Source organism: Erythrobacter sp. NFXS35, assembly GCF_040148725.1.
In the GTDB taxonomy this organism is placed as follows: Bacteria; Pseudomonadota; Alphaproteobacteria; order Sphingomonadales; family Sphingomonadaceae; genus Erythrobacter.
In genome coordinates this window covers 192,559-206,578 of record NZ_JAGDEB010000001.1, presented here as the reverse complement: position 1 = coordinate 206,578, position 14,020 = coordinate 192,559, and the positions used below count along the sequence as shown (strand labels likewise).

The 14,020-nt window shown below is 61.0% G+C and carries 10 protein-coding genes; 2 read left to right on the top strand and 8 right to left on the bottom strand.

The genetic code is table 11. The annotated features are described in order from the left end of the window. Positions 1-85: 85 nt before the first annotated feature. Positions 86-961, bottom strand: coding sequence for a sulfotransferase domain-containing protein (locus J3454_RS01055; RefSeq protein ID WP_349511906.1), 876 nt, complete (start codon positions 959-961; stop codon positions 86-88). A 104-nt stretch (positions 962-1,065) separates the two neighbouring features. Here J3454_RS01055 and J3454_RS01050 point away from each other — a divergent pair, with 104 nt between their 5' ends. Next, positions 1,066-2,586 (top strand): lipopolysaccharide biosynthesis protein, encoded by a 1,521-nt coding sequence (locus J3454_RS01050; RefSeq protein WP_349511905.1) that lies wholly within the window; start codon positions 1,066-1,068, stop codon positions 2,584-2,586. Here the strand turns inward: J3454_RS01050 and J3454_RS01045 are convergent. Continuing rightward, positions 2,573-3,367: an outer membrane protein assembly factor BamD gene (locus J3454_RS01045; RefSeq protein ID WP_502878554.1), complete on the bottom strand. Its 795-nt coding sequence runs from the start codon at positions 3,365-3,367 to the stop codon at positions 2,573-2,575. The two genes, J3454_RS01050 and J3454_RS01045, sit on opposite strands and share 14 nt — an antisense overlap. Before the next feature lie 122 nt (positions 3,368-3,489). Between J3454_RS01045 and J3454_RS01040 the strand changes: the two genes are divergently transcribed. Then, complete coding sequence (locus J3454_RS01040) at positions 3,490-3,930, top strand: hypothetical protein (protein ID WP_349511904.1); 441 nt, start codon at positions 3,490-3,492, stop codon at positions 3,928-3,930. A gap of 208 nt (positions 3,931-4,138) precedes the next feature. Here J3454_RS01040 and J3454_RS01035 read toward each other — a convergent pair whose 3' ends face one another. The 6 genes from J3454_RS01035 to J3454_RS01010 all read right to left on the bottom strand — a co-directional run bounded on the left by J3454_RS01035 (position 4,139) and on the right by J3454_RS01010 (position 13,866). After that, complete coding sequence (locus tag J3454_RS01035; protein ID WP_349511903.1) at positions 4,139-4,627, bottom strand: hypothetical protein; 489 nt, start codon at positions 4,625-4,627, stop codon at positions 4,139-4,141. A 20-nt stretch (positions 4,628-4,647) separates the two neighbouring features. Continuing rightward, complete coding sequence (locus J3454_RS01030) at positions 4,648-6,378, bottom strand: hypothetical protein (protein ID WP_349511902.1); 1,731 nt, start codon at positions 6,376-6,378, stop codon at positions 4,648-4,650. Further along, the gene (locus J3454_RS01025; protein WP_349511901.1) at positions 6,375-6,734 is read right to left on the bottom strand and encodes a hypothetical protein; all 360 of its coding nucleotides are present in this window, start codon (positions 6,732-6,734) and stop codon (positions 6,375-6,377) included. Before J3454_RS01025 ends, J3454_RS01030 begins: the two co-directional genes overlap by 4 nt. Before the next feature lie 189 nt (positions 6,735-6,923). Next, positions 6,924-8,741, bottom strand: coding sequence for a translation elongation factor 4 (gene lepA, locus J3454_RS01020; RefSeq protein ID WP_349511900.1), 1,818 nt, complete (start codon positions 8,739-8,741; stop codon positions 6,924-6,926). 79 nt (positions 8,742-8,820) lie between these two features. Further along, positions 8,821-10,986, bottom strand: a complete 2,166-nt coding sequence (locus J3454_RS01015) for a putative bifunctional diguanylate cyclase/phosphodiesterase (RefSeq protein WP_349511899.1) — start codon at positions 10,984-10,986, stop codon at positions 8,821-8,823. A gap of 153 nt (positions 10,987-11,139) precedes the next feature. Next, positions 11,140-13,866, bottom strand: coding sequence for an EAL domain-containing protein (locus tag J3454_RS01010; RefSeq protein ID WP_349511898.1), 2,727 nt, complete (start codon positions 13,864-13,866; stop codon positions 11,140-11,142). Between the last annotated feature and the right edge of the window lie 154 nt (positions 13,867-14,020).

Here is a 14,020-nt window from a genome sequence, read left to right as displayed (position 1 = left end):
CCGAATTCACGGTCATCCTCGCCTTGCAGAGCCAAAGACTTCCGTACCCCCTCGCCCTACCATCCGCCAGTCAGGAAAACGCAGGTTAAGGCTTTTGCCGTGCTCTTCGCCAAGAGGCCAGATCACGGTTGGTAAGAGCCTCCAGCTGCTTAACGGAATCGCGATACAAGGATTGCACGAAATTCCCTTCCGCTTGCGTCATTCTGGGCTTCGGTGCGCCGCGCCCAAACATCAGCGATCTTCGCAAGCCAAGCAGCTTGCGCCGCTGGGGGACCGTCAGCCGCCGATAGGCCCGAGTAGCGAACCGATCCACCACCGGCATCACATCCGGCATTCGGGGATAGACCGTTTCGTTGGACCGCTTCGTCAGATCGAATGCGTGTTCCGGATCGATCCCGAGAAAGCGGCAAGTTCCCTGCAGGCAGCCCTTCAAATCGCGAGCCATGTCGTCGAAAAAGACGATGTGGATCTGCGACGGATCGAAATGCCGGTAGAAAATTTCGAGCTGGGCCGCGTAATCGCCCATCCGGAACACCTCCGTATCTTGCACGAAATCCGTGAAGTTGCGCACCTGCCCCATTCCGCCAAGCGTGTATGGCCCAGCCACGCTGTAGCGGAACAGGAAATGGGAATAGGCCCGCGCAACCGGCTCACGCAGACAGAAGATCAGTTTCACGTTCGGAACCTGTGCAGCCATCAGCGGTGCAACCGCCGCCGCGTGGTGAAGGTAGTGCGTGGAACCTTCCCCGGCGAGCTCCCCCGGCGCCCGGCCAGCAAACAGGTTCTGATATTCTTCCAGCGAGTAATCCCCCTGCATGACAGGATGGCCCAGCGCGGCCGACGCGAAGTAATGCGGTTCCTTGGGATTGCTGGCGAAAACCTGCGGATGCTGCGCCAGATAATCGAACAGGGCGGTCGTGGCGCATTTCGGCGCGCCGCCGATAATGAAGTCCGGTTTCATGCGCCGCACATCAGGGCTGCGGCGCGCCAAGTCCCTAATCTCGGACAGCAGCGGGGGCAGCCGCCTTGTTTGGTGCACTTCCCGCCCATGATCGGGACGCTGTCATGACCGGAAGCGCACGAGGCTCGCTATCGAAAGGCGCAGCCTGGATCGGATCGTCGCGCCTGCTGGTCAACGGTCTGGGGCTGATAAGCACCCTCGTGCTTGCGCGACTGCTGGTGCCGGAAGATTTCGGTCTGGTGGCGTTGGCGGAATCCATCTTCGCGATGGTTGCCGCCATCACCGAACTGTCGCTGGCGCATGCGCTGATCCAGCACCGCAAACCGCAAGCCCATCACTATCACACGGCCTGGACCTTGAACCTGATAAGAGCGGTGCTGCTGGCAGCGGTGATGGCTGCGCTGGGGTTCGTGTTCGCAAGGATCTACGGTGATGCCCGGCTGATCGACCTGTTCTTCGTGCTGGCCGGGGCAACGGTCATCGGCGGGCTGGAAAATCCGATGCTGGTGACCTTCACGCGCAAGCTGATATTCTGGCAGGAATTCGCGCTGAACGTGGCATCAAAGTTCGTCGGCTTTGCCGTTGCGATCACGATTGCCTATGTCTTCCGTTCGTTCTGGGCGCTGGTGTTGGGCAGCCTTGCCGCGCAGCTGGCGCGGGTGATCGTGTCCTACACGATACGGCCCTATCGCCCGCGGTTCTCATTCAGCGGATACCGCGACCTGCTGTCGTTTTCGGTTTGGCTGACCTTGAGCAATGGCATCCAGACAGCGAACTGGCGGCTCGATCCGGTCTTGCTCGGGCTGTTCGTTCCCACCAGCGCGGTGGGGCAATATACTGTCGGCAATCGCATTGCCTATCTGCCGGTCAAGGAAGGGCTGGGGCCGATCCGAACCCTGTTCTTCCCCGCATTTTCAAGAATGCAGGACGACTTGCATCGCCTGCGAACCGCCTACCTGAACGCGCAAGGTCTCGTATGCCTGCTGGCGATGCCGATCGGTTTCGGCTTTGCGGTGGTGGCACGCCCGCTGGTTGAACTGGCCATGGGCAGCGCGTGGCTGCCGGCTGTCCCGGTCATTCAGGTGCTTGTCATCCTGAGCGCGCTGCAGGTGAGTGAAAGCTCGCAACCGCTGGCGATGGCGCTCGACCGAACGAAAGAGGTGTTCAAGCGCGATATGCGGGTATTCATGATCCGCATCCCGATCGTCTTTGCGGGCCTGATCGCGGGCATGGCCACGGATTTCGGTGCGCTGATGGGGATGGTTGCCGGGCGGGCTCTTTCCAGCCTGATCAACATCGGCCTCAACGTCCGTCTGGTCGCCATCATCACCGGGATTTCGGTAGCCACCCAAATGTCCGTTGTATGGCGTCCGGTGGTCGCTGCGGGCGCGATGAGTGCGGCAGTTGTGGCGATCATGAACCGCGCCGCCGTCTCGCCGATGCTGGACGAGCCGTTCCTGAACGTAGGCATCACCGTCGGCCTGGGCGCGATCCTCTATCCAGCCTTGCTTACGCTACTATGGCTCGGCGCGGGAAGACCCGATGGTGCCGAACGTGCGAGCCTGGCGTTCCTGAATCGGACGCGGCGTTCTCTGCTCGAACGCGCGAAGGCTAGGACGCCGTGATGCCGCCTGCGTGCCTGTTCACCAGCTTGAACGCCTTTTCGTACCACTCGTTGCCGGGGTAATTCGCGCCCAGCACTGCGGCATATTTCACCGCCTCTTCCGGAATGCCGAGCGCGAGGCTGCTTTCGGTCAGGCGATACAAAGCTTCGGCGGTGTGGCTGGTGGTGTCGAACTTCTCGACCACGTTGCGAAACCGCATATCCGCCGCGAGCCACAGGCCCATGCGCTGGTAATGGCGGCCGATCTCCATCTCCTTGCCCGCAAGGTGATCCGCCACCAGATCGAGCTTCAGCCGCGCATCGGCGGCATATTCGGTCTGGGGGAAGCGCCGGTTGACCTCGCGCAGCGCGGTCTGCGCCTGCTCGGTGATCTTCTGGTCGCGGTTCACATCGCTGATCTGCTCGTAATAGCTGAGCGCGATCAGATAATACGCGTAAGGCGCATCCTTGTTGCCGGGATGGATCGACAGGAACCGCTGCGCATTCTGGATCGCCTTGTTGTAATCGCGCGCGACGTAGTAGCTGAACGCGCTCATCAACTGCGCGCGGCGGGCCCAGGGCGAATAGGGGTGCTGGCGCTCCACCTCGTCGAACAGCGCGGCGGCGACCAGCGTGTTGCCGTTATCGAGCCGCCGCTGCGCCTCGCCATAGAGCGATTCGACATCGCGCGCGACGTAAGCGACATCCGCGCCCTCGGTGCTGCCGGCGCAGGCCGACACGGTGGCAAGGGTCGCGCCGAGCAGGGCTGCGCGCGCGATACGGGTGTGGAACATGGTGGCCATGGCGCGTTCTATAACGAGAGCCGCGCTGAACGCCAAGTGAAGGCGCACCGCCTGCCCTGCTCGGCCCACATTTTCCTGCTCGGCGGTTTTGTGATCCAAACCTCCTTAATGACCGGCTGCTGATGTTCATGCAGCGCAACCGCTCGCCCGAGCGGTTCGCGGACGGTCGTCCGAAGGGGCTGAACGCGGTCGGCGCCATGCAGGTCGATCGGCTCAGGAAGCAATGGCAGGCCGAATGGGAGGTGCAGCAGCACAATGTCTCCGCCGCCGAGGTGAGCGCCAGCATCGACCGCAAGGTCGCGGACATCCGCCGCCGTTCCGACGCAGACCGACAGCGCGATTGGGAGCGCCTTTCCCTCGAAACCCGCGATGCTTGGGATGCCTTCGAGCGGCTACGCAATCGCGACCTCGACGCGATGCGCGCCGACGAAGACCTGCGCCGCCCGCTGCACGAGGGACCGCGGGAGGATGTGCCCGCGCTGCAACCGTCGCCGAAACAAGCGCCGCTCGAACTCGAGCCGCCGAAGACAGCGTGGACGCTGAAGGATGAGGGGTTTCGGTGAGGGTGAGTGTTTAGGCTTCGCGTCGCGTCGAGGCTAAGATGGATCGGGTATATTGCGGGGGATGGGAAAATGTGGGCTTCTCGTAAGGAGCGAGATGTAAACCCTTGGTCCTCTCCCCCTGCGTTTACTAGTCGTTCCTTAGTCGGCTTACAGGCCGCAAATAATAAAAATAAGCGACTGCCTTCAACAATTTTCCATGGCGTAGATTTTACCGATGATTAACAGTGAACCCAACAATATTGGACTTGGTATCACCATAACTCACATATAGTTCATAACTACCAGGTGAAAGTGCCTCTCGGAAGTAAGATTGACCATTTAAATGAAAAAATGCGGTTGACACCTTGTAGCGCCAGAGTTCAGGGTCAATCGGTTCGTTTGCCGCAGGATCAGGAATATCGGGCTCATTCTGACCGTCGGTAATCACGACGCGGCCAGATTGCTCTTCCACCATGGTACTGTTCACGCCACGCAGATGAACCACCATTGCCGCTCCCTGCACCAAGGGTAAGGAAGAAAGTTGGTAAAATCCACAGATTGGCAAGATCGGCGCGTCATCAGGTTCAAGTCTAATCTCTTCAGGCATTCTGATCATAATTCCCCGCCAGGAGAGGTCATCGACATAGGGTGCACAGGACGAGGCTTCGATGCTACCGAATGGAACATACTCGAATTCAGGAGGAATATAATCGATCATACGAATCCTTGTCATTAGGATTAGAAGCCAGCACTCAAGTCGACCTTCTTCATCGCCGGGGCGCAATTACCGCAAAACGCAACCTTGCCGTTAACAGTTCCGAACATCACACACGTAGATGCTTTAACATTGTCGGACGTGCTATAGTCTTCCTGTCCGGATGCGCATCCGTTGTGACAGTGACTTCCGACATGGCCTCGTTTGTCATACTGGGTTGTAACTCGATCTGGTTGGTTTCCGCTCCCGTCGACAACCATGTGGACTTGGTGACCCATCTCATGCACGACAGTGCACGCCTGATCATGATGGCCCACAGTGTTCCACCACGCCCGCGTGCAGATGCAGATGTTCGGTGTCCCGCCAAACGCTAATCCGCCACGCATCCGATCAACAACATTGACGTTAACAATGAGGGTGCCCACTCCTGCGGGAAGATCGGAAACATCCACCTCTATCGATCGACTTCTGACCAGATCACCTGCCATCGAGACCTTGTTTGCCGGCAGGATGACTGCCGCGCCCCTGCCCGACGGCATGTACTTTGCCGAGACGAACCAGCCTTCGCCGTTCACCAAATTTGACCAGAGCCACCGCGGCGCCTCGCCATCGCCATCGCGCAAACCAGTCGACGAGACCGGGATCTTTACAGCAGCCGCACCCGGGCCGACCTTCACGCCATCGACGCGCTGCGGACGGCTTGGATTTTTGACTGCGAGGTGATCGGTGTAGGCGACCCGCAGTAGATAAGGCGCTTTACTGACTGCGGTCGGATTTCCCGCAACCGCCGCCGAGATGTTGGATTTGAGCGTCGTAACTTCTGCCTCGCTGCCGATGTTTTGCTGGTGTGGGATAGCAAGGTCTGCAAGTTGCTTCATTACGAGGTGGTGCTTGGCGAATTCGGCTTCGACTGTTCCTGTGCTGCTCAACACCGACGAGAGATTTAGCATTGGCAACTCGCTATACCAGAACAGCCTCTTTGTTGTAATTACCCCAGTACTAACTACGGCGCCATGATGGTCCTTTGCCTCCACCTTAAATTTGTAGCCGCCTCCGGCGACGAGCTGGGCAGCGTTGACCATAATTACCGTCCCATCGCCGCACGTACTTGCCGATGTCCAATCAAGCTTGCCCGGTACAAACTTTGCGTTCCGCTTCTTCTCAGCGCCGCTGTATTCGGAAGCATCTCCACCCACGGGGACGACACGCCATTTGAAGCTGCCAGAGACGGGGCGATCAAACCGTACCCTGAAACGCGGGCTAATCCCCAGCCGATCAATATTCGATATATCGCTGTCGCCCAGCCACTTGGCATCCTGCGGCAGATTCACATACTGGTCGCAATCACCGATGACTTTGGTATCGGTCCCGTCCAACCATTCTACGGCTACGATATGGAAGTCCTCGACCGGTAAAACAGGAGTTTGGCTTGGGTGCCCACCCCACTGGGAGTTACCTGGCGCCTGCAAGTCCTGCATTGGACAAACTTGGATTGGCTCGCCGGGTTTTGAGCCTCCACCGAAAAATACACTTGCTCTATCGTAGATTTCCCCGACCGCCGCCGCGGCCTTCTGACCCCCAGCCTGAGCCGTGTCCTGGGTTGCGTCCCAGGCCCGTTTCGCCTTTTCCTGGTGCGCTTCATCTGTGAGGTAGTCGTAAGCCGCTCTCGCAGTGCTTGCAATTTTACCGGCAGCTGCCCGTGCAGCCGAGGTTGCCGCGTTAACCGCGGAAGCTAGCGCACTACCCCAGCTCACGCATCCCCACCCTTTAAGGCGTCGAACAATGTTGCTGTAAATCCGGCCAAGAGGGCGGCCTTTATTTCTTCGTCCTCTTGAGTAAATAGGATTTGCCTGACGCCTGAATATCGATCCACGAAATCGGTCCCAAGCAAGGCTGCTGTGATCACATAAAGAGCCAACGGCCGCCTTCCCACGATGTCGTGTTGACGAGCGTCTTCGCGCAGAAAGAGAATTTGCTGCCGAAGGTTACGCTCCGGCTCATGTTCCATATCGGGAACATTTTCACGGAGAAAATGCGTAAGCGAGCTCAAAAATCGCTCAAGGTCGGCACTCTCTAGCTTCGCGTAAGTATCCGAACCGATGTTCAGCAAACCGGAACCCCCTGCATCTGTGCGAATCGCCATATGAACTTAGCTCGAATGTCAAATGGAGCAAAGTTTTAAGGGCAAGGGTGAAATGATGGGAGCTTGCGCAAAGTTCAAAGCATTCTCGCTCGCGTCAGGGAAGAGCCCCTACCTCGATTGAAAGAGGGAAGTGCCGATAATTTAGCCCAGCCCCCTTCACTCCTCCCCCATCCGCAGCGCAGCAATAAACGCCTCCTGCGGGATGCTCACGTTGCCGTATTCGCGCATCCGGGCCTTGCCCTTCTTCTGCTTGTCCAGCAGCTTCTTCTTGCGGCTGATGTCGCCGCCATAGCACTTGGCGGTCACGTCCTTGCGCATCGCGGCGATGGTTTCGCGGGCGATGACCTTGCCGCCGATCGCGGCCTGCACCGGGATCTTGAACAGGTGGCGCGGGATCAGGTCTTTCAGGCGCTCGCACATGCCGCGGCCGCGTTCCTCGGCGACGTGGCGGTGGACGATCAGGCTGAGCGCGTCGACCGGCTCGGCGTTGACGAGGATGTTCATCTTCACCAGGTCGCCTTCGCGGTTGCCGATCTGTTCATAGTCGAAGCTGGCGTAGCCGCGGCTGATCGACTTCAGCCGGTCGTAGAAATCGAACACCACTTCGTTGAGCGGCAATTCATACGTCACCTGCGCGCGGCCGCCCACGTATGTGAGTTCGGTCTGCACGCCGCGGCGGTCCTGACACAGTTTGAGGATGCTGCCGAGATATTCGTCGGGGGTGTAGATCACCGCCTTGATCCACGGCTCCTCGATCACCTCGATGCGGTTCACGTCCGGCCAATCGGAGGGGTTGTGAATGTCGATGACCTTGGCATCCTCGTTCTTGGTGTGGCCAAGATGGATGCGGTAGACCACCGACGGCGCGGTGGTGATGAGGTCGAGGTCGTATTCGCGGGTCAGGCGTTCCTGAATGATTTCAAGGTGGAGCAGCCCGAGGAACCCGCAGCGGAAGCCGAAGCCCAATGCCGCGCTGCTCTCCATCTCGAAGCTGAAGCTGGCATCGTTGAGGCGCAGCTTGCCGATGGATTCGCGCAGCTTTTCGAAGTCTGCGGCGTCGACCGGGAACAGGCCGCAGAAGACGACCGGCTGGACTTCCTTGTAGCCCGGCAGCGCGGTGTCCGATCCGCCTTTGACGGTGGTGATGGTGTCGCCGACGCGGGCCTGCTCCACCTCCTTGATCTGGGCGGTGATGAAGCCGATTTCGCCGGGGCCGAGTTCTGCAAGGTCAGTGCGCTTGGGGGTGAAGCAGCCGACGCGGTCGACGAGGTGCTGGGTGCCGCCCTGCATGAAGCGGATGTTCAGGCCCTTGGTCAGCTTGCCGTCGATCACGCGCACGAGGATGACGACGCCGAGATACGGGTCGTACCACGAATCCACGAGGCTGGCGGTGAGCGGGGCGTCGATCTTGCCCTGCGGGGCCGGGATGCGGGTGACGACGGCTTCGAGCACGTCCTCGATCCCGATGCCGGATTTGGCGGAGGTCATGACGGCGTTCGATGCGTCGAGGCCGATGATCTCCTCGATCTCGTTGCGGACCTTTTCGGGTTCGGCGGCGGGCAGATCGATCTTGTTGATGACGGGGACGATCTCGTGGTCGTGTTCGATCGACTGGTAGACGTTGGCGAGGGTCTGCGCCTCCACACCCTGCGCCGCGTCCACCACCAGCAACGCGCCCTCGCACGCGGCGAGGCTGCGGCTGACTTCATAGGCGAAGTCGACATGGCCGGGGGTGTCCATCAGGTTGAGCTGATAGGTCTCACCGTCCTTCGCGGTGTAGTTGAGGCGGACGGTCTGGGCCTTGATGGTGATCCCGCGCTCTTTCTCGATGTCCATGTTATCAAGGACTTGAGCAGACATCTCGCGCGCGGTGAGGCCGCCGGTGAACTGGATCAGCCGGTCGGCAAGCGTGGATTTGCCATGATCGATATGGGCGATGATCGAAAAATTACGGATCTTGGAAAGGTCTGTCATTGCCCCCGCGACTTAGCGCCGGCCCGCAGCGATGTCATTCGAGAAAAACGCAACATCGCACGCCCCGGAAAGCGCTGCATCAACTCGCTTCGAGCCGGGAGCCGGGGGCATAGCCGAACTTGGGCGCGCCGCCCTGGCCGATCAGTCCGCCAATCATTCCCTGATAGCTGCCCGGAGCCAACGCAGCGAGCGGCGCTCCCGCTGAGGCCAAGGCGTAGGGGGATACGCGGTTGCGGGTGCATAGCCCACCCGAACCATCATCGATCAGCGACTGTTCGAATTCGAGGCCTTGTGTATCGCCGTTCGAGCGGATGACGGTCGCCACCGCCAGCTGCCCGCCGCCCAGATCGACCACGAACTGCGTTGCCTTGGGCACGTCTGCAAGTCCCTGAATGAACGCGCCGGTTCTCGATAGATTGCGGAGTGTGACTTCGTAGGCGTAGTCATCATGAAACACCTGGATCTTGCGGAACACCGTGCGGCGCTTGGCCCGGTGCGTGCGGCTCGAACCGGGCGTGATTTTCCAGGTTTTTCCAGCGATTTCATGGGCGACTGCATCGTGATCGACCGGCTCACTGAAGATCGGCCCCTGCAAGAACCGAACGCCGCATTCGTTCAGCATGGTCAGCAGCGAGGGGCTTTCGATGCCATTGGCGATGGTGTCCATGCCCAGCGCTCCGGCGAGTGCCACGATAGCGCGCACCAGTCCGAGTTCGCGGCTGTCATGACGTTCGGACTCCGACACCAGTTTTCGATCGATCTTGATGGCGTCAAACGGGGCACGCCGGAGATAGGCAAGCGAGGAATAACCGGAGCCGAATTCGTCCAGGGTCATGCGTACGCCGAGCTTGAACAACGCCGCCAGTGTGCGGTCGACGACCGTGGTGTCGCCGAAGAACACCGCCTCGCTGATCTCGAGTTCGAGCCGTCCGGCTGCCAATCCGGTAGAATCCAGCGCCTTGCTCACATCGTCGACGAAAGTTTCCGAGAGGAACAGCGGGACCGGCACATTGACCGCGATCCGCACAGTATCGGGCCACTGCGCCGCGTGGCGGCAGGCCTCGCTGATAGCCCAGGTCCCCACATCGCCCAGCAGGCTCGATCCTTCGACGATCTGGGCGAATTCCTCATTGTCGATGACCCCACGCTCGGCGTGATTCCAGCAAACATGCGCCTCGAGCGCCTGCACCGCCTGCGATGCGGCATCGACGATCGGCTCGAAGCGCAGGAACAATTGCTCCTCGCGCAGCGCATCGCCGAGATGCTGTTCGAGCCGGCGACGAAAGATCGTTTCGTTCTCGAGCTCGCCTGAGAAAAATCGGTATTGCCCGCGCCCGCCGTTCTTGGCGGCATAAAGCGCAAGGTCGGCGGCCCGCACGATCTCGTCGCAGGTCACTCCGTCATGCGGAGCGATAGCGATCCCCACCGACGCGCCGATCACGCAGCGCCCTTCATCAAGGCTGTAGGGTTGGCGCAACATCGCGATGATCTTTGCTGCCAGTTCGCCCAGCACGCCGCGATCGTCGATGTCGGGCAGCATCACCTGGAATTCATCGCCGCCCAGCCGCCCGATCTCGCATTCGCGATCGATTGCGCGCGTCAGACGTGCGGCCACCTGCTTGAGCAGTTCATCGCCCGCCGCATGGCCCAGGGTGTCATTGACATGTTTGAACCGGTCGAGATCCAGCATCATCACCGCGCAATTGCGCCGCGCCGCCTTGAACGCGGTCAATGTGGTTTCGATGTGGTGCGCCATGCGGTGACGGTTGGACAGGCCAGTGAGCGAATCGAACCGCACGAGGCGGGCCGTTTCCTCCTCGCGGAAGAATTCATCGGTGATGTCCGAGCCGGTTCCGCGAAACCCGAGAAACCGCTCACCGTCCCTGAAGATCGGCTGCCCGGACAGCCGGAGCACCGGGCCATCGGGCCGCCGCACGGCGCGCACCGCCATGCCCGAAAAGGCCTTGTGCGCGCCCAGCATCAGCGGCAGCGACTTGGACCGCTCCTCCCGCTCGGCGGCGGCAAAAATCGTGGTGAAAGGCTGGCCCAGCAGATCATCGAGCGGCACATCCAGCCGTTCGGCAATCGCCGCCGAGATATAGGTCAGCCTGCCTGCTGCATCGCTCGCCCAGAACCAGCCCAGGCCGGATTGCTCCAGTTCGTCGAGCATCGCCAGCCGTTCGCCGTCCGACAGCGCCGACGCGACTGTTCCGCGCCGTGAGCGCGATGCGGCAGAACCACGCACTGACAAGAGACCCTTGAGGGACACCTTCGGTACAACCTCCAAATTCGCAGCACCCGCATTCACGCGGATTTCTCCGATTGCTGTGCCGAGAGTAAAGCTGGATGGTTATTTTTTGACTAAGCTGGGGCGGTTCAGCAATTGGCTCATCCGTCGCTAACTCTGATCGGCCAACTGCAACTGGCTGCTTCTGGGCAGAGCGAACGAACCATCCCCGCGGGCGCGCAAGGGGAGGTGGAATTCGATCCCCATGCGGTTCTCGCGTGACCAGCGAATCTGTCCGTCGACCGTTTGCGCAGGGCTGAATTCGATCCGAACCTCGCTTCCCACCTGCATGTTCCACAGCCCCTCGATCATGGCGCCGCCTTCGGAAATATTGCGCAAGGTCACATTCTGGCGGCCGCCCCCATGCACCACGATCACCCGCCGCAGCAGCACATGGCGCGGAGCTCGCGAAGAAATCGGCCCGCTGGCGACGGCGGCAAGATCGCCCAGAACCAGCGTGGCGACATCGGAAACGCTCATCGGTTCGAAATAGATATGGCCCTGCACGTGACTGCAGCCGAGCAGGCGAACCAGTTCCAGTTCGTCGTGGGTTTCGACCCCTTCGGCAGTGGTGTCCATATGCAGCACTTCTGCAAGACTGGTAATGGCGGCGATGATCGCCCCATTGCGGCTGCCCTGTTCGGTCGCGCCGCGCACGAAACTGCGGTCGATCTTGATCCGATCGAATGGCGCCTTGCGCAAATAGCCGAGCGACGAATAGCCGGTTCCGAAATCGTCCAGGGCCAGCCGAACGCCCAATTTCTTGAGCGCCCGGAAGGTCGCCTCAACGCCCGGCGCATCGCTGACGAACACGCTTTCGGTTATCTCGAGTTCGAGCCGCGAAGGGGAAATGCCGTTATGTGCCAGCGCGCTGGCGACGATGATGGGCAATTCGGGATTGGCGAATTGCATCGCCGAGACATTGACCGAAACCCTGATTTTTTCCGGCCACCGCGCCAGATCGGCGCAGGCCGTCTGCAACGCCCATTGGCCGAGCCGCTCGATCAGGCCCGAATCTTCGGCGATCGGGATGAAGCGCGACGGCGAAAGCAGGCCGCGGCGCGGATGGTTCCAGCGCATCAGCGCCTCGAAACCGACAATCGTCTCGCTGGCGGCGTAAACAATCGGCTGATAGCAAAGCTGCAATTCGCCGCGCGTGATCGCGTCACGCAAATCCTGCTCCAGCTCGGCACGCTCCTCGACCGCGGCATGCAGACCCGGATCGTAGAACCGGAACACACCGCGCCCGGCATCCTTCGCAGCATACAGCGCTAGATCGACATTGCGGATCAGTAGTTCGCTGGTGATCCCGTCAACCGGCGCGCGCGCGATCCCGACCGAGGCACCGATAACCACGCTTTGCCCGAGGATGATGTAAGGCTTCGATAGAGCCTCGATCACGGCGTTCGCCGATATCGCCAGCTGTTCGCGGCTCCGGTTACCGGGCAGGATGATCTGGAACTCGTCCCCGCCCAGCCGACCGCAGCGTCCGTCGGCCCCGATCACGCGTTCGAGCCGCTGCGCGACCTGCTTGAGCAAGGTATCGCCCGCAGGATGGCCTAGCGTATCGTTGACCTGCTTGAAGCGGTCGAGATCGAGCATCAGAACATTGCAGGCACGCTCGCGCTTGGCCGGGGCGGCAAGTATCTGCTCGAGCGCCTGGCTCATCTGCACCCGGTTGGCGAGGCCGGTCAGCGAATCGTAAAGCGCGAGACGCGAGACCTGCTGTTCGCTGCGACGCTGTTCGGTCAGGTCGGTCCCATGACCCCGAAAGCCGCAGAAATTCTTGTAGGAATCGTAAACTGGCCGCCCGGTCAGCGCCCACCAGCGTTCCTCCCCGGGCACAGCTGCCCGCAGTTCAAGATCCTGAAAAGCCGAGCGCGCCGAAACGTGGAAGGTAAGCGAACGCTCGGCCTCGGCGTTTTCGGGGCCTGTGCCTATGATGTCGCGCAGCGGAGCCCCGCGCAGGTTCTCCTCCCCGCGCCCCAGCAAACACGCCACCTTGGGCGATATATAGGTTATCAACCCGCGCCGGTCAGTCTCCCAGAACCAGCCCTGACCGCTTTCCTCAAAGCTCCTGAGGATGTCCTCGGCGCGCGCGGCCACCCGCTCGCGCGCATTGCGCAGTTCGCGGCGCCGCTCTGCCGCGCGCCATTCGACCCGCGCAATCAACGACAGAGTAACGCCAGCGCCGGTCAATGCGGCGAACGTCAGCGGGCTTGGCGTTGCGATCGCCACCAGCCCTGCCCAGCTGGCGATCTTGGCGCAGAACAGCGACGCAATCCGCCCTTCGAACAGCACAGAGGCCGCTGCATTGATGCAGACCAGCGTGGCAACCGCCCACTGCCACGGAAGCCCGCTGGAAATCTCAGTCCCGAGCACGAAGCCGGCGCAGGCCATCGGCAGGATATTGGCCACCGTCAGCAGCAGCAATCGCATCGAAGGCGCGGCTTCGTTGCGGCGCTCGATAGCGGCAAACCACGGACACGCTGCAAACAGGCCGATCGAAATCAGCGCCGCAATCAGCGAAGGCCATTCCGGTAACGCAGGCGATACCGCCGCAGCAAGCCCAAGGCCCACCAGCAGCGACACCACCATGCCGCGCGCGCGCCGCGGCAGGTAGAACCGCTGTTCTTCGATTATCCCGCTGGCGTCCTGCGCAAGGTCTGCAAGCCGTGCAGGTTGCAGGCGCTCAGCCGCGCGCCGTTCGCCCGGAGCACGCTGACCTTCTTCGCCCGGCGCATCCGGCGCATCGCGGCACTCGGCCGCGTCGATCGCCGCGAGGTCCGATGCGGCGAATGCGTGTTTCGGAGGTAATTTCGCGGGCGAGCCTGACATGATCGGTCAATGCCCCGGCACCCCTTGGAAAAGCGTGAATCGGAAAGGTAAACAGCGTATTTAAAACTGGCCCAAAGCCGGCCGTCGGCGACGTCGCACCAATGCTTGCAACTTCGCCGCGCGCGCTGCATCTTGTGCCGGACAAAATAACGGC

Excerpts from the sequence above, each read along its gene's own strand:
- J3454_RS01010 (WP_349511898.1), bottom strand. The coding sequence starts at position 13,866 with ATGTCAGGCTCGCCCGCGAAATTACCTCCGAAACACGCATTCGCCGCA.
- J3454_RS01045 (WP_502878554.1), bottom strand. The coding sequence starts at position 3,367 with ATGGCCACCATGTTCCACACCCGTATCGCGCGCGCAGCCCTGCTCGGC.
- lepA (WP_349511900.1), bottom strand. The coding sequence starts at position 8,741 with ATGACAGACCTTTCCAAGATCCGTAATTTTTCGATCATCGCCCATATC.
- J3454_RS01055 (WP_349511906.1), bottom strand. The coding sequence starts at position 961 with ATGAAACCGGACTTCATTATCGGCGGCGCGCCGAAATGCGCCACGACC.
- J3454_RS01040 (WP_349511904.1), top strand. The coding sequence starts at position 3,490 with ATGTTCATGCAGCGCAACCGCTCGCCCGAGCGGTTCGCGGACGGTCGT.
- J3454_RS01050 (WP_349511905.1), top strand. The coding sequence starts at position 1,066 with ATGACCGGAAGCGCACGAGGCTCGCTATCGAAAGGCGCAGCCTGGATC.
- J3454_RS01035 (WP_349511903.1), bottom strand. The coding sequence starts at position 4,627 with ATGATCGATTATATTCCTCCTGAATTCGAGTATGTTCCATTCGGTAGC.